The organism is Rhizobium sp. 10N427, from assembly GCF_056394605.1.
Genome location: NZ_JBFTID010000008.1, coordinates 217,276 through 231,629, shown reverse-complemented (window position 1 = coordinate 231,629; position 14,354 = coordinate 217,276). Strand labels below are relative to the sequence as shown.

Annotated in this window: 15 protein-coding genes; 7 read left to right on the top strand and 8 right to left on the bottom strand. The window is 61.1% G+C overall.

The features are described from left to right. Positions 1 to 225: 225 nt before the first annotated feature. Positions 226 to 1,107: a LysR substrate-binding domain-containing protein gene (locus AC1DIJ_RS19115; RefSeq protein ID WP_112387712.1), complete on the bottom strand. Its 882-nt coding sequence runs from the start codon at positions 1,105 to 1,107 to the stop codon at positions 226 to 228. A 260-nt stretch (positions 1,108 to 1,367) separates the two neighbouring features. Between AC1DIJ_RS19115 and AC1DIJ_RS19110 the strand changes: the two genes are divergently transcribed. The 5 genes from AC1DIJ_RS19110 to AC1DIJ_RS19090 all read left to right on the top strand — a co-directional run bounded on the left by AC1DIJ_RS19110 (position 1,368) and on the right by AC1DIJ_RS19090 (position 6,663). Then, positions 1,368 to 1,880 (top strand): NUDIX hydrolase, encoded by a 513-nt coding sequence (locus tag AC1DIJ_RS19110; RefSeq protein WP_112387698.1) that lies wholly within the window; start codon positions 1,368 to 1,370, stop codon positions 1,878 to 1,880. A 63-nt stretch (positions 1,881 to 1,943) separates the two neighbouring features. After that, complete coding sequence (locus tag AC1DIJ_RS19105) at positions 1,944 to 3,443, top strand: inorganic phosphate transporter (RefSeq protein ID WP_112387697.1); 1,500 nt, start codon at positions 1,944 to 1,946, stop codon at positions 3,441 to 3,443. A gap of 14 nt (positions 3,444 to 3,457) precedes the next feature. After that, on the top strand, positions 3,458 to 4,195 hold the full coding sequence (locus AC1DIJ_RS19100; RefSeq protein WP_112387696.1) for a 16S rRNA (uracil(1498)-N(3))-methyltransferase: 738 nt from the start codon (positions 3,458 to 3,460) through the stop codon (positions 4,193 to 4,195). 149 nt (positions 4,196 to 4,344) lie between these two features. Then, entirely contained in the window at positions 4,345 to 5,718 is a 1,374-nt protein-coding gene (locus tag AC1DIJ_RS19095) for a glutamate--cysteine ligase (RefSeq protein ID WP_112387695.1), read from the top strand. Positions 5,719 to 5,802: 84 nt separating this feature from the next. Then, the gene (locus tag AC1DIJ_RS19090) at positions 5,803 to 6,663 is read left to right on the top strand and encodes a DUF937 domain-containing protein (RefSeq protein ID WP_112387694.1); all 861 of its coding nucleotides are present in this window, start codon (positions 5,803 to 5,805) and stop codon (positions 6,661 to 6,663) included. Between the two features lie 88 nt (positions 6,664 to 6,751). Here AC1DIJ_RS19090 and AC1DIJ_RS19085 read toward each other — a convergent pair whose 3' ends face one another. Beyond that, positions 6,752 to 7,051 carry a DUF1127 domain-containing protein gene (locus tag AC1DIJ_RS19085; protein WP_112387693.1) on the bottom strand — a complete coding sequence of 100 codons (300 nt, stop codon included), beginning with the start codon at positions 7,049 to 7,051 and terminating at the stop codon, positions 6,752 to 6,754. A 203-nt stretch (positions 7,052 to 7,254) separates the two neighbouring features. On the opposite strand from AC1DIJ_RS19085, the gene AC1DIJ_RS19080 reads away from it, so the two are divergent. Then, entirely contained in the window at positions 7,255 to 8,211 is a 957-nt protein-coding gene (locus tag AC1DIJ_RS19080) for a LysR substrate-binding domain-containing protein (protein ID WP_112387692.1), read from the top strand. A gap of 3 nt (positions 8,212 to 8,214) precedes the next feature. Here AC1DIJ_RS19080 and AC1DIJ_RS19075 read toward each other — a convergent pair whose 3' ends face one another. The 4 genes from AC1DIJ_RS19075 to AC1DIJ_RS19060 form a co-directional block, all read right to left on the bottom strand. Then, a complete protein-coding gene (locus AC1DIJ_RS19075; RefSeq protein ID WP_112387711.1) occupies positions 8,215 to 8,844 on the bottom strand; it encodes a TetR/AcrR family transcriptional regulator in 630 nt (209 codons plus the stop codon). A 200-nt stretch (positions 8,845 to 9,044) separates the two neighbouring features. Next, complete coding sequence (locus AC1DIJ_RS19070; RefSeq protein ID WP_112387691.1) at positions 9,045 to 9,920, bottom strand: dienelactone hydrolase family protein; 876 nt, start codon at positions 9,918 to 9,920, stop codon at positions 9,045 to 9,047. 80 nt (positions 9,921 to 10,000) lie between these two features. Continuing rightward, a complete protein-coding gene (locus AC1DIJ_RS19065; protein WP_112387690.1) occupies positions 10,001 to 10,420 on the bottom strand; it encodes an MAPEG family protein in 420 nt (139 codons plus the stop codon). A gap of 107 nt (positions 10,421 to 10,527) precedes the next feature. Beyond that, a complete protein-coding gene (locus AC1DIJ_RS19060; protein ID WP_112387710.1) occupies positions 10,528 to 11,283 on the bottom strand; it encodes an SDR family oxidoreductase in 756 nt (251 codons plus the stop codon). Positions 11,284 to 11,381: 98 nt separating this feature from the next. On the opposite strand from AC1DIJ_RS19060, the gene AC1DIJ_RS19055 reads away from it, so the two are divergent. Then, positions 11,382 to 12,296, top strand: a complete 915-nt coding sequence (locus AC1DIJ_RS19055; RefSeq protein WP_112444518.1) for a LysR family transcriptional regulator — start codon at positions 11,382 to 11,384, stop codon at positions 12,294 to 12,296. Here AC1DIJ_RS19055 and AC1DIJ_RS19050 read toward each other — a convergent pair. Both AC1DIJ_RS19050 and guaB read right to left on the bottom strand, forming a co-directional pair. Next, the gene (locus tag AC1DIJ_RS19050) at positions 12,293 to 12,847 is read right to left on the bottom strand and encodes a hypothetical protein (RefSeq protein ID WP_112387688.1); all 555 of its coding nucleotides are present in this window, start codon (positions 12,845 to 12,847) and stop codon (positions 12,293 to 12,295) included. The two genes, AC1DIJ_RS19055 and AC1DIJ_RS19050, sit on opposite strands and share 4 nt — an antisense overlap. 2 nt (positions 12,848 to 12,849) lie before the next feature. After that, positions 12,850 to 14,334 (bottom strand): IMP dehydrogenase, encoded by a 1,485-nt coding sequence (gene guaB, locus AC1DIJ_RS19045; RefSeq protein ID WP_112387687.1) that lies wholly within the window; start codon positions 14,332 to 14,334, stop codon positions 12,850 to 12,852. Between the last annotated feature and the right edge of the window lie 20 nt (positions 14,335 to 14,354).

Below are 14,354 nucleotides of genomic sequence, written 5' to 3'. Positions count from 1 at the left end.
CAGTCACGATTTGCTCTCCTTCATTGAGTTCCCAAAAACCCAAGTAAGGTAAGCCAAACGACGCAAGGCGTGACTGTCCCAAGATCATCTGCATCTCAGAAATCCGTTCTTTCAATGCTGGGCGCGGCCTCTTTCATGCCACCTCCTGTCGCTGATGACCGTCATAATGCCCACCGCGACCGCGCGGCATGGATAATCCGCTGCCGATACGGCAGTAAATCTGCCCTATTCGGTTCCCTCGCCTGCCTTGACCAGCCAGTCGCGCAATGCGGTGAAATGCGGCTTTCGGAGATCGGTCGTGCGGCAACAGAGGCTGTAGCCTGCCGGGCGACGGATGAAGCCGAAGGGAGCGGTCAGAATATTGCGCGCCAGATCATCCTCGATCGACGCGCGCGGGGCGAGCGCTACACCGAGCCCGGATCGGGCGGCACCGAGCGCCAGCAGCAAATCCTCGAATTCCTGACGGCGGGCGAAGCTGACTGCTGGCGTGCCGCTTTCGGCAAACCATTCGTCCCAAAGCTTCGGCACGCTGCGGCTGACGAGCATGGCAGCCGTAGCCATGCCCATGGGATCGCTGCCGAAGGTGGCGGCAAGTTGGGGTGCAGCCACCGGACCGAACTCGTCTTCCATGAAGCGAATGGCGGCGACACCGGCCGAGGGGCGGTATTCGCCACCCATGATGACGGCATCGAGCTCCGGATGCTGCAACAGCGGCTCGGCGACCGCCATCGGCACGATATCGATCTCGGTATCGCCAAGCGCCCTTTGCAGGCTACCGATGCGCGGCATCAGCCACCAGATGCCGAAGGCAGATGGAACGCCGAGACGGAGCCTGCGGCTATCGTCCTTCTGCAGGTCACCGGCGGCATGCTGCAACAGGGAGAAGGCCGCCGTTGCCGCTTCGGCAAAAGCCCTGGCCCGGTCGGTCGGCACGAGGCGGCGACCTTCACGGGTGAAGAGCTTCTCGCCGAAATAATTCTCGAGCGCCGCGATCTGCAGACGCACCGCGCCGCGCACGACACCGAGCTCCTCGGCAGCCCTGAGCACGCTGCCCCGACGGCAGACGGCTTCGAAAGCTCTGATTGAATTGAGTGGCGGAAGGCGCATGGCGGTCATCAACAGGAAACGATATCCCCAGATTGATATGGGCATTGAACGAAAGGCAAGAAGGCCCCATATTGAACACCTGTGCAAAGGCGGAAACAGAACAGGTTTTGCCGGAATTTCGACCCGCTGCGGCGTGAGATTTGCCTATTAAAAACCATAGCCGCGTTATGCACCGTTAAATGGCGCATGGATCGCGCAAGCTTTCCAGCACATGCTAATATTAATGATTCTTTGAAACGACTCGAAAGGTGACCCGACAGTTGACTCTTCTCTCCCGCCTAGCCTCCGACATGCAGCTGATGTTCCGGCGTCCGCCGAGACAGCAGTATGCTGCGCTGTGCTATCGGATGAAGAAGAAGAGCAACGACGTCGAGGTCCTGCTGATGACCAGCCGCGATACCGGCCGCTGGGTCATCCCCAAGGGCTGGCCGATGAACGGCAAGTGCTCCTATGAGGTCGCCGCCCGCGAAGCCTATGAAGAAGCAGGCGTGCGCGGCAGCGTCGAGCACGAGACGCTCGGCGCCTACAGCTATCCGAAGGTCCTGAAGGATGGACTGAAGGTGAGCTGCAAGGTGCAGGTCTATGCGCTCGAGGTTTCCGAGCTTGCCAAGAACTTCAAGGAAAAGGGCGAACGCACGATCGAGTGGGTTTCCTGCGACGAGGCCTGCAAGCGGGTCCGTGAGCCGGAGCTTCGCGACCTGTTCCTGCAGTTCAAGCGCCGCATCGACGAACATCTTCAGGCAAGCCGCGCCAAGCAGATTCCGGCGGAATGATTCCTGCCATCTTGCGCTGTTAGGAATGACAGCGTTAAAGCAGGATTCCTTCCAGGAAAGAGCATGGCCGAGAAGACACCTGTCCTTACAAAACGCACGCTCGACAAGGACCTCGACAAGTATAGCCACGTCGAGGATGCCTCGAAGTTCGTTGCGCGCAAGCTGATCGCGCCGGGCATCGGCCTGGTGTTCCTCGGTCTCGCGATGCTATTTGCCGGGGTCTACGTCTTCGACCGACCGAGTGCGGTGCTGATCATCGCCGCTGCCGCGCTTGCCGCCTACATGGCAATGAATATCGGCGCGAACGACGTGACGAACAATGTCGGCGCCGCCGTCGGTGCACGCGCGATGACGATGGCGCAGGCGCTGGTGATTGCCGCGATCTTCGAGATCCTGGGCGCGACGATTGCCGGCGGCGAAGTGGTGAAGACCATTTCGTCCAGCATCGTCGATGCCGTGCAGGTTCCGGAAGGATTGCTTGCCTGGATCATGATGGCGGCGCTGATGGCGGCCGCGTTGTGGATCAATCTCGCGACCTGGCTGAATGCACCCGTTTCCACCACCCATGCGATTGTCGGCGCGGTCATCGGCGCCGGCATCGCTGCCGTCGGCCCGGAGCCGGTCAACTGGCGGGTGATGGCGGAAATCTCGTCGAGCTGGGTGACGTCGCCGATCATCGGCGGCGTGATCGCAGCCGGCCTGCTGTTCCTCGTCAAGACTTTCGTCATTTACCGCGACGACAAGATCGCGGCGGCCCGGCGCTGGGTGCCTGTGCTGATCGCGGCAATGGCCGGCGCATTTACGGCCTATATGATCCTGCAACTCACGACACCGGACCGTTTCCCGGCAACGACGGTGCTGGCCTATGGGCTGGCGACAACCGTTGTCTGCTGGCTCATCGCCCGGCCGATCGTACGCCGCCAATCCGAGGGGCTGGAGAACCGCAACAGCTCGTTGCGTATCCTCTTCAAATATCCGCTGATCGGCTCTGCCGCCCTGCTCTCCTTCGCCCATGGTGCAAACGACGTTTCGAACGCGGTCGGCCCGCTTTCGGCCATCGTGCGCTCGACGACGCTTCTGCCCGTTCACGGGGAGATCGCCCCGCCGCTCTGGGTGATGCTGATCGGCGCTCTCGGCATCTCGGTCGGTCTGCTGCTGTTCGGCCCGCGCCTGATCCGTCTCGTCGGCGAACAGATCACCAAGCTCAATCCGATGCGCGCCTATTGCGTGGCGCTGTCGACCGCCTTTACCGTCATCCTCGCCTCCTGGTTCGGCCTTCCGGTCAGCACGACGCATATCGCGGTCGGCTCGGTCTTCGGCGTCGGCTTCTTCCGCGAATGGTACACCCGCAACTCGAAGCGCCGCATCGCCTATATGCGCCATAAGGCGGAGAGCTGGGCGATCGACGAACCGGCCGATCCGAACGTCCATGAAACCCGCCGCCGCTATCTCGTGCGCCGGTCGCATTTCATGACGATCATCGCCGCCTGGGTGATCACCGTTCCGGCCTCGGGCGCGCTTGCGGCGCTGCTCTATTGGGTTATGTTCGCCCTCTTCGTTTGACCGGGAAATCTAGAATGCGCGCCAATTTCCGCATGCAGCGGCTGTTCATCGACGCACCGCTTGCCGCCAATGCCGCCGTCGAAGCCAGCTCCGACCAGTATAATTACCTGGCGAATGTGCTGCGCCTGACCGACGGCGCGGAGATTCTCGTTTTCAACGGCCGGGATGGGGAATGGAAAGCCACCCTCGCCTTTCCGACCCGCAAGCGCATCCTGCTGACACCGGTCGAACAGACGCGGCCTCAGCCGGCGCCATCCGATCTTCACTATCTCTTCGCGCCGCTGAAAGTGGGGCGGCTGGACTATCTGGTGCAGAAGGCGGTGGAGATGGGTGCCGGCGTTCTGCAGCCGGTCATGACCCAGCACGTGCAGGGCAAGATCACCAATCTCGACAAGCTCAAGGCCAACGTCATCGAGGCGGCAGAGCAGTGCGGCATTCTCGGCATTCCCGATGTCGCCGAACCCGTGAGACTTTTCGATCTTCTCGACGGCTGGTCCAGCGATCGGCGGATCATCTATTGCGACGAGGGCGATGCAGGGCAAAACCCGCTGCCCCTGCTCTCGGCGATCACCGAAAGGAAGCTGGCGCTTCTGGTCGGCCCTGAAGGCGGATTTTCGGAGGAGGAGCGCACCCGGCTGCGCAGCCTCGATTTCGTCACCGCCATCCCGCTCGGCCCGAGAATCCTGCGGGCGGATACCGCTGCGGTGGCGGCAATGGCCGTCATCCAGGCAGCGCTCGGCGACTGGAATTAACCTTGCGCCTATTCACTCAAGATACAGGATGCTATTTTTTTGAACCGGCGTTGAAAGAATTTCACTTGCAACATACCTGAGAGCGGTCCTAATCACCCTTCCATTGCCGCGCCCAAAAGGCGTTCCCCCAGAATACAGGTTAGATTTGCATGGCTCGCGACACCACCGACCAGACACCGCTCTCTTCGGTTCAGGAGCTGACCGATTATCTTGCTGCGGGGAACAAGCCGACGGAAAAATTCCGCATCGGCACCGAGCATGAGAAGTTCGCCTTCTTCCGCGCCGACAACAGCCCCGTTCCCTACGCCGGCGACGCCAGCATTTCCGCGCTGTTGAAGGGCCTGCAGGCACGATCAGGCTGGGAGCCGATCATGGACGGTGAGAATATCATCGGCCTTGGCGAACAGCACGGCATGGGCGCGATCTCGATCGAGCCGGGCGGCCAGTTCGAACTGTCGGGCGCTCCGCTCGAAACCATCCACGAGACCTGCAGGGAATCCAACCAGCATCTCGCCGTTCTTCGCGAGATTGCCGAGCCAATGGGCATCCGCTTCCTCGGCATCGGCGGCAGCCCGAAATGGACACTGGCGGAAACGCCGCGCATGCCGAAATCCCGTTACGACATCATGACCCGCTACATGCCGAAGGTCGGCAGCAAGGGTCTCGACATGATGTACCGGACCTGCACGATCCAGGTGAACCTCGACTTCTCTTCCGAGGCCGACATGCGCAAGAAGATGCGCGTTTCGATGAAGCTGCAGTCGTTCGCGACAGCGCTGTTTGCCTCCTCGCCGTTTACCGAAAACAAGCCGAACGGCCTGCTCTCCTGGCGCGGCGACATCTGGACCGATACAGATAACCGCCGCTCGGGCCCGCTTGATTTCACCTTCCGCGACGATTTCGGCTTCAAGGACTATGCCGAGTGGGCGCTCGACGTGCCGATGTATTTCATCGTCCGTGACGGCCGCTACAAGGACTGTACCCACGTCACCTTCCGCCAGTTCATGAACGGCGCGCTGAAGAGCGAGATCAAGGACTGGGAGCCGACGATGGGCGACTGGACCAACCATCTCTCGACGCTGTTCCCCGATGTGCGGTTGAAGCGCTTCCTCGAGATGCGCGGCGCCGATGGCGGCCCGTGGCGCCGGATCTGTGCGCTGCCCGCTTTCTGGGTCGGCCTGCTCTACGACGATGCGGCACTCGAAGCTGCCGACCAGTTTACCAAGGACTGGACGTTCGAAGAGGTCGTCGCCCTGCGCAATGCCGTTCCGGCCGAGGGCCTGAAGGCTTCGTTCCGTGGTCATGCCTTGTTCGACGCAGCGAAGGATGTGCTCGCCATTTCGAAGGCCGGGCTCAAGTCGCGCAATCGCCTCAACAAGGAAGGCCAGGACGAAACGATCTTCCTATCGCCGCTCGATGAGGTGATGGCCAAGAAGGCGACACTCGCGGAAGATCTGCTCGCCCGCTTCAACGGCCGGTGGAACGGTTCCGTCGAACCCGTCTTCGAGGAATATCAGTACTAAGGTCTCCGGCAAAAAGCCGTTTGCGCATTCCTATTTCTGTTTATAGTAGCGATTCAAACGCACTAAACAGCGGAAGGACTGCCCATGCTGCCACTCTTCGACATGATGATGCAGGCGCAGAATGGCGCGGCGATGGACGCCATCGCCAAGCAGTTCAACCTTGCGCAGGAACAGGCGACCAAGGCGATGGCTGCGCTGATGCCGGCCTTCTCCGCCGGACTGAAACGCAGCACAAGCAACCCTTATGATTTCATGGGACTGATGCAATCGGTCTCCTCGGGAAATTACGGCAAGTATTTCGAGGACATGAGCAAGGCCTTCACGCCGCAGGGCGTGACCGACGGCAACAATGTCCTTGCACAACTGTTCGGCTCTCAAGAGGTCTCCCGCGCCGTTGCGGCTCAGGCGGCACAGATGACCGGCATCGGCCAGGAGATCTACAAGCAGATGCTGCCTGTGATCGCCAGCACGCTGATGGGCGGGCTGTTCAAGCAGTCGATGGGTCAGATGTCATCGCCGGTCAATCCCTTCGTCAACACGGCGATGGGCGAGACGATCCAGACATGGCTGGAGAGCACCGGTTTTGCGCCGAAGCAGAAGGCCGCACCCGAGCCCAGCATCTTCGACAATCCCTTCACGCAGGCGATGCAGCTGATGTTCAGCGTGCCGAAGCCTGAACCGGAGAAGACGCAGAACCCGTTCCTCGACAATCCCTTCGCCAAGGCATTCCAGGACATGATGGCGGGGATGAACCAGCCGCAGCAACCGGCCAAAGCGCCGGAGCCTCCGAAAGACGAGGCGAAGGAGCAGACGGCGGGTTACATGGATATGCTGAACACCATGTTTGACAGCGGGCTGGAAGTGCAAAAGAACTATCAGAAGAACCTGGAATCGATCTTCGACGCCTACCGCCCGAAAGCACCCTCCCCCTCCTCCAAACCATAAAAAAACCCGGAGACGGCTTGGGAAAGCGGTCACCGGGTTAAGAGGCAGGGCTATTGGCTATCACCCTGCGGGGAAAAAGGGTCCGCTCCTAATGGATATAGGAGCGGAAGATCGACAGGCGCCAGCGGCGGCGGGCGGAGTCGGTCAGCTGCGGTGACGGGTCCTCGAAGAAGGTCGATGTCAGCAGGGCGGAGGCGATATCGGCGCGGGTCAAGCCGATATCCCGCAACTGATAGTCATCAAGCTCCGTAAGACCGTTGATTGCTCTGCGATTGCGGTAGCCGCGAAAGAGAGCAGCGAGCGGCGCAAGGATGCCGGCAAGGCGTGCGGACACGCTCACAGGCTGCGTGGCACAGTCGAGTTCTAAAGTCTGGTCAATCATGCGCATCGAACTCTCCTTTCTTTCGGGCGCAACAACCCACCCCTCCCGCGAGGTCGAGCGGGAAGGCATGCGGGCTGGAACTCAAGGCGGACAGAAGGGTCTCTGTCCTTCACTTTGCTTGATTTGCACGCTGAAGATGCCAAAGGCCTATTGATCAGTCCAACGAATGTTTCTAATGGTTATTATCAGAGATCGTTATAGGTGAGCCCATGTCAGCGCCTCTTGATATTGACCAGTTGCAGACCTTCATCGCCATCGTCGATTCCGGCAGCTTCACAAAGGCGGCAGATCGCGTCTACAAGACGCAGTCGGCGGTCTCGATGCAGATGCGGCGGCTGGAGGAACGGATCGGCAAGCAGCTGTTCATCAAAGACGGCCGCGGCAACCGGCTGACGGCCGAGGGCGAGAAGCTGCTCAACTATGCRCGGCGGATCATCCGCCTGAATAACGAGGCGATGGCGGCCTTCGACGACAACCGTCTCGAAGGCATGCTGCGCATCGGCACGCCTGATGACTATGCCGACCGCTACATGCCTGAGATCATCGGCCGTTTCGCCAAGACGCATCCGAATGTCGAGCTCTATATCGTTTGTGAACCATCGGTGGACCTTGCCGAGCGCATGCACAAGGGCGAGCTCGACATCGCGCTCGTCACCCATAACCCGCGCGAACGCATGTCGGATGTGGTCAGAACCGAACCGCTCTGCTGGGTCGGCTCCGCCAACCATCCGATCCGTGACGATGCGCCGGTGCCGCTTGCCGTCGGGCGCCGTGACTGCCAGTGGCGCCAGCTTGCCTGCTCGGCGCTCGATGCCGTCGGCCGCGAGCATCAGATCCTGTTCACCAGCTGGTCCTGCACTGTTGTTGCCGCTGCCGTGCTGGCGGGCATGGCCGTCTCGGTCATGCCGGAATCGGCGCTGAGAACCGGCATGAAGGTGCTCAGCCAAGCAGACGGCTTCCCCGCCCTGCCCCCGGTCCAGATCGGCATCATGAAGCGTCCCGGCGTTTCGATCTCGCTGATGAATGCGATCACCGCCCATATCACGGCCTGCCTCGACAACATCACGCCTGCTGTCGTCGACGACAATCTGGAAGCCGATCTGAAGACCGCCTATGCGCGCAACTACCCGCGTCTGAAAGCCGCCAACATGGTGCCGAGCTGGTAAGTTTCAGCTTGCCTTGGAGAAGAGCGAAGCGCGGATCACGCGCTTCCATTCGCCGAGCATGCGCAGCGCCAGTTCTTCCTCGCTCTTGACCGCAAGACGGATCGAGGCGCCAATCAAGTGGCTGAAGAGATAGGTGCGCGCCTGCATGTCGATCGCTTCGAGTTCCGGCGCTACGCGCCTGACGGCTTCGTAGAAGATATCGGCAACCCGATTGCTGTGATCGATGTTCAGCCGCAGCAGATCCTGATCGGTTTCGGTGCCCATCCAGACGCCGAGATAGGTCGGGTCGTTGCGATAGGCATCGTAGTACCAGTCGATCATCCCCTCGATGAGATGAAGGGCGTCTTCCAGTGAGTGGACGTTGGCGAAGACCTGCGCGGTCTTGGCCTGCACCTCGCTGGCATGACGATCGAACAGCGCTTTGACGATCGCCGCTTTTTCCGGGAAGTACTGATAGACCGAACCGATCGGCACCTTGGCGGCGACCGCAAGTTCGGTCATGCGCATGGCACTCACGCCCTTTTCGGCGATAATCTCGGCGGCAGCGGACAGGATGAGATCGAAACGCTGAATGCTGCGCTCCTGCTTCGGTTTCCGGCGCAGGCCGATGCGATCCACATTGTCTATGCTCATGCCGACCCGCCCCCACAGCTTATTCTTGAGCGGCGGCAGCTGTCTCAAACCGGCGCATCCGAGCGATATGGCATGCAGGTCTTCATGCGCCGTGAAGGGAAAACTTCGCATTTTAACGAACTGTCAAACTCGACAAAAATCGGAGCAAAATGCCCCGATTTTTCATGTCTAACCCTGTGGATGACTTGGCAGCCGAAAGATCAGGCCAGGTTCTTCTTGAGGAAATCCACGGTGCGGCTCCAGGCCAAATCAGCAGCCTTCTTGTCATATCGCGCAGACGACGTATCGTTGTTGAACGCGTGATTGACGCCATCATAGACGAAGATCTGGAAATTCTTACCGTTGGCCTCCAGCTCCTTCTTGTAGGCATCGATGCCGGCATTGATGCGATCGTCGAGACCGGCATAGTGCAGCATCAGCGCCGCCTTGATACCGGGCACCTGATCCGCCTTCGGCTGGGCGCCATAATAGGCGACACCCGCCTTGAGCTCCGGCGATTTGGTGGCGAAGTTGTTGACCGTGCCGCCGCCCCAGCAGAAACCAATGGCGCCGACATTGCCATTCGCATTGGGCAGCGTCTGCAGATATTTCAGCGTCGCTTCGGCATTGGCCGCTGTGGCTGCGGCATCGAGCTTGCCGAAGAGCTCGCGGGCCTGATCCTCGTTTTCAGGCGTGCCGCCGAGCGGCGACAGGAAGTCTGGCGCCAGCGCGATGAAGCCTTCCAGCGCCATGCGGCGGGCGACATCGCGGATATGCGGGTTGAGGCCGCGGTTCTCGTGAATGACGATGACGCTGCCGAGCTTGCCGGATACGGCCTTCGGCTCAACGAGATACCCCTTCATCTCGCCGCTGCCGCCCGGATAAGTCACGTCCTTCGCCGTCAGCCGCTCGTCGCCGGCTGCCACCATTTCAGCGGAAGCCTTATTTGCCGCCAGCATCGGGGCGATGACGGCGGCGGCGCCTGCGGATCCGGCAAGCTTCGTCAGCTTGTCCATGAAGCCGCGGCGGTCCAATGTCAGATGTGTGTATTCATCATAGGCGCTGATCATCGCCTGTGTGATTTCCGGCTTGTCCATATCGATCTCCTCTTCCCTACCCGGGCTATGCCCGAGCACGAAGATAGGTCAGTGCAAAACAAGCGGTGTACAAATATGCGTTACCCGCTGAAGGCCATCCAGCCGATCAGCCAGGCCCACATGCCAAGCAGAGCGGCACAGCCGAGGGCAAAGAGCGGGCTGCGGATGCGCATGTTGTTGCTGGTGACGTGAACATAGGCGTGTGCGTAGCGCAGCACGACGAAGAGCCAGGCGAGCACGAGCGACGGAAGATTGTCGGCCTCGGTGATGTAGAGAAGCACACAGCAGACATAGAAGAGAACCGGCAGCTCGAACTGATTGGCGATGCTGTTCTTGACGAAAAGGCTCTCCGGCGGCTCATCCCGGTTTTCGCGGTATTCGGAAATCCTGATCTTGCCCTGCCTCACCATCCGGCGGCGGCGATAGCCGAGCAGGCCGTAAAGGATGAAGACCAGGACGACTTGGCCGACGATCGGCCAGAAGATCTCGAAACCGGTCATATGGGCATTTCCTTTCCGCTTCTTTCAAATTTTTCAGAGCAGTAAAGGAAAAGGAAAGCGCTTGCCAGAGGAATGCCCGCCGCGAAAAGACGCAGCGGGCATGAGGTTCAGACCTGGGCGATACCGCCATCGGCAAAGAGCTCGGCACCGGTGACGAAGCTCGAGTCATCGGAGGCGAGGAAGAGCGCGGCGGCGGCAATCTCTTCAGCGCGGCCGACACGGCCCATAGGAACCTGACCGGCCAGCAGATCGAGCAAGCCCTGCTGCTGCGCCTTGTCCTGACCGGCAAGTTCGACGAGACCGGTGGTCTCGGTTGGGCCGGGGCTCAGCGTATTGATGCGGATGCCGCGATCCTTGAGATCGAGGATCCAGTTGCGCGAGAAGTTGCGGATAGCAGCCTTGGAAGCGGCATAGACGCTGAAGGCAGGCGTGCCAGTCGATCCCGCCGTCGAGCCGGTGAGGATAACGGAGGAGCCCTTGGCGAGCAGCGGCAGCGCCTTCTGCACGGTGAAGAGCACGCCCTTCACATTGCGGCCGAAGGTGTCGTCATACTGCTCCTCGGTGATTTCGCCGATCGGTGCGAAAGAGCCGCCGCCGGCATTGACGAAGAGCACATCGATGCGGCCGGCCTCCGCCTTCACCTGCGCGTAGAGCCTGTCGAGATCGGCAAGCTTTGCCGAGTCGGCCTGAATACCGGTGGCATTGCCGCCGATTTCGGCGACGGCTTTCTGCAGCACATCGGCGCGGCGGCCGGTCATAAAGACGCGTGCACCTTCGGCGGCGAAACGTTTGGCGGTGGCAAGGCCGATGCCCGAGGTGGCGCCGGTGATGACGGCAATCTTTCCATTCAGTCTCTGGGTCATATCAGTCGTCTCCTTGTGTTCGACTGAAGCTGAGATATGGACGACCAAATCATTTCGGAATAGAAAGAAATGAAAGTCATCATTGCAGATTTGAAACAATGAAATTGCCCGATTTCGAAGGCCTCGCGATGTTTGCCAAGGTGGCGGAGGAACGCTCCTTCGCTCGCGCGGCAAAAACGCTCGGCGTCTCGGTTGCCACCGTCTCGCGCGGTGTCGCCAGGCTGGAAGAGCGGCTCGGGGCGCGGCTTTTCAACCGCACCTCGCGGCAGCTGTCGCTGACCGAGTTCGGCGCCCGGCTCGCCGACCGGGCAACGCGCATCTATTGCGAGGCGGAAGAGATGGAAAATGCCGCCCGTGAACTCTCCAGCCGTCCGCGCGGGTTGATCCGGCTGGCTGTGCCGATGTCCTTCGGCCTGCGCTGGGTGGCGCCGATCCTGCCCGATTTCTTCGAAAAATACCCTGACATCAGCATCGACCTGCATATGAGCGATGCCAGCGTCGATCTCGTCGGCGACGGCTTCGACGCGGCGCTCAGGATCGCCGTGCTGCCCGACTCATCGCTGGTCGCGCGGCGGCTGGCGCCGGTTGCGCCGTTCATTCTGGCCGCACCCGCCTATCTTGAGAAATACGGCTGCCCCGACCATCCGCGCGATCTCGCCGCCCATCACCTGCTCGGCTATTCCTACCGGCCGAAGCAGGATGTCTGGCGCCTGAAGAACCGGCAGGGCGACGAGGAATATGTGACGCCCAATGGGCCGTTGAGGGCGACCAATTCCGAAGCTCTGGTGCCGCTTGCGCTGCGCGGTCTCGGGATCTGCGAACTTCCGGAGTTCCTGGCCAGCGAATATCTGGCGGACGGGCGGCTGAAGGCGATCCTGCAGGACTGGACGCTGCCGAGCGGGGCGCTCTATTTCGTCACGCCATCGGCGCGGGCACGCCCGGCGAAGATCGAGGCACTGTCGGAATTCATGATCGCGCGGCTCTCGAACCCGCCCTGGCGTTGGCCGCGCTAGGCTTCGTCCTTCGGCCCGAAACGGATCAGCGCGAAGCGGATGATGGCGATCACGGTAACGGCGAGCGAGGCGAATTTCAGCTTGGTCAGCCAGGGCAGGATGGTGACCGCGGTGGTCGAAGACGGGCTGCCGCCGAAGGCAATCAGGCTGGATATGTTTTCGGCATAATCGGAAAAGGCGTAGATGAGCGGCAATGCCAGGACGGCTTTTACAAGGGCCGGGTGAACCGGCTTGCCGAAATATCGCCCTGTCGTCTCGAGCTTGAGGATGAGGCTCAGGAGCAGCATCGCCAGCAAGGCGGGCAACACCAGCTCGGGGCCGAGATACATGGAACGGAGAATTCCATAGGCGGCGGCATTGTCCTTCAGCAAGGACTGCATGGCCGAGACAGTCGCCTCGTCATAGCCTGCGACATAGGTATCGAGCATGGCGCGGCCGGTTTCGTGCTGAAAGGGTAGAACGAAACCGAAGAGCGCCCAGCCAAAAGCGGCAACGCAGAGAATGGCGAGCAGCCCGATGATGCGGAGCGGTATCCGGCTGCCCGCTGTCATGATCAGACGCCGGAGCCCGGATAGTTCGGGCTTTCGCGGGTGATCGTCACGTCATGCGGATGGCTTTCGCGTAGACCGGCGCCGGAAATGCGCACGAAGGTGGCGCGCTCCTGGAATTCCTTGAGGTCCTTGCCGCCGACATAACCCATGGCAGCCTTGAGGCCGCCCGCGAGCTGGTGCAGCACGCCCGATACCGGTCCCTTGTAGGGAACCTGGCCCTCGATACCCTCAGGCACGAGCTTCAGCGTGTCGCGGACTTCGGCCTGGAAGTAGCGGTCAGCCGAGCCGCGGGCCATGGCGCCGACGGAGCCCATGCCACGATAGGCTTTGAAGGAACGGCCCTGGTAGAGGTAAACTTCGCCCGGGCTTTCGTCGGTACCTGCGAGCAGCGAGCCGATCATGACGGCCGATGCGCCCGAGGCGATCGCCTTGGCAACGTCGCCGGAGAACTTGATGCCGCCATCGGCGATCACAGGGACGTCCTGCGCCTGCGCTGCTTCGACAGCCGACATGATGGCTGCGAGCTGCGGAACGCCGACACCGGCGACGATACGCGTCGTGCAGATCGAACCCGGGCCGATACCGACCTTGACCGCATCCGCACCGGCATCGATCAGCGCCTTGGTGCCATCAGAGGTGGCGACGTTGCCCGCCATGACGCGAACCGAGTTGGAGAGCTTCTTGACGCGCGCCACGGCATTAAGAACGCCCTGCGAATGACCATGGGCGGTATCGACGACCAGAAGGTCGACGCCGGCTTCGATCAGGCGCTCGGCGCGCTCGAAACCATCGTCACCAACGCCGACAGCAGCGGCGGCTCGAAGACGGCCCTGCGCATCCTTCGAAGCGTTCGGGTTCAGCTGAGACTTCTCGATGTCCTTGACGGTGATCAGGCCGACGCAGCGGCCTTCGCCATCAACGACCAGCAGCTTCTCGATGCGATGCGTATGCAGAAGGCGCTTGGCTTCCTGCTGATCGACATTTTCCTTGACGGTAATCAGGCCTTCGCGGGTCATCAGCTCGTAGATCTTCTGCGAAGGATCGGAGGCGAAGCGAACGTCGCGGTTTGTGAGAATGCCGACGAGGCGGCCGGACTTCTCAACGACCGGGATACCGGAGATCGAATACATCTTCATCAGGCCCAGCGCATCGGCGAGCGTCGCATCGGGGCCGATGGTGACAGGGTTGACGACCATGCCGCTTTCGAACTTCTTGACCTGTCGGACCTGCTCGGCCTGCTCGACCGGCGTGAGGTTCTTGTGAATGACGCCGAGGCCGCCGGCCTGCGCCATGGCGATCGCCAGGCGGCTTTCGGTGACGGTGTCCATGGCGGAAGAGATGATCGGGATATTCAGTTCGAAGTCGGTTGCGATCCGTGTCGCGACGCTGGTCTGGCCCGGCAGAACTTCGGAATGACCGGGCTGCAGCAGCACGTCGTCAAACGTGAGTGCGTCCAAACCGGTCGGCGTTTCAATGATGCGAGCCATGGCCAATTTCCTTCAAATAA

What these genes read in the sequence shown, in the direction of transcription:
- AC1DIJ_RS19115 (WP_112387712.1), bottom strand. Translation starts at nt 1,107, where the DNA reads ATGCGCCTTCCGCCACTCAATTCAATCAGAGCTTTCGAAGCCGTCTGC.
- AC1DIJ_RS19105 (WP_112387697.1), top strand. Translation starts at nt 1,944, where the DNA reads ATGGCCGAGAAGACACCTGTCCTTACAAAACGCACGCTCGACAAGGAC.
- AC1DIJ_RS19100 (WP_112387696.1), top strand. Translation starts at nt 3,458, where the DNA reads ATGCGCGCCAATTTCCGCATGCAGCGGCTGTTCATCGACGCACCGCTT.
- AC1DIJ_RS19095 (WP_112387695.1), top strand. Translation starts at nt 4,345, where the DNA reads ATGGCTCGCGACACCACCGACCAGACACCGCTCTCTTCGGTTCAGGAG.
- AC1DIJ_RS19090 (WP_112387694.1), top strand. Translation starts at nt 5,803, where the DNA reads ATGCTGCCACTCTTCGACATGATGATGCAGGCGCAGAATGGCGCGGCG.
- AC1DIJ_RS19085 (WP_112387693.1), bottom strand. Translation starts at nt 7,051, where the DNA reads ATGCGCATGATTGACCAGACTTTAGAACTCGACTGTGCCACGCAGCCT.
- AC1DIJ_RS19075 (WP_112387711.1), bottom strand. Translation starts at nt 8,844, where the DNA reads ATGAGCATAGACAATGTGGATCGCATCGGCCTGCGCCGGAAACCGAAG.
- AC1DIJ_RS19070 (WP_112387691.1), bottom strand. Translation starts at nt 9,920, where the DNA reads ATGGACAAGCCGGAAATCACACAGGCGATGATCAGCGCCTATGATGAA.
- AC1DIJ_RS19065 (WP_112387690.1), bottom strand. Translation starts at nt 10,420, where the DNA reads ATGACCGGTTTCGAGATCTTCTGGCCGATCGTCGGCCAAGTCGTCCTG.
- AC1DIJ_RS19060 (WP_112387710.1), bottom strand. Translation starts at nt 11,283, where the DNA reads ATGACCCAGAGACTGAATGGAAAGATTGCCGTCATCACCGGCGCCACC.
- AC1DIJ_RS19055 (WP_112444518.1), top strand. Translation starts at nt 11,382, where the DNA reads ATGAAATTGCCCGATTTCGAAGGCCTCGCGATGTTTGCCAAGGTGGCG.
- AC1DIJ_RS19050 (WP_112387688.1), bottom strand. Translation starts at nt 12,847, where the DNA reads ATGACAGCGGGCAGCCGGATACCGCTCCGCATCATCGGGCTGCTCGCC.
- guaB (WP_112387687.1), bottom strand. Translation starts at nt 14,334, where the DNA reads ATGGCTCGCATCATTGAAACGCCGACCGGTTTGGACGCACTCACGTTT.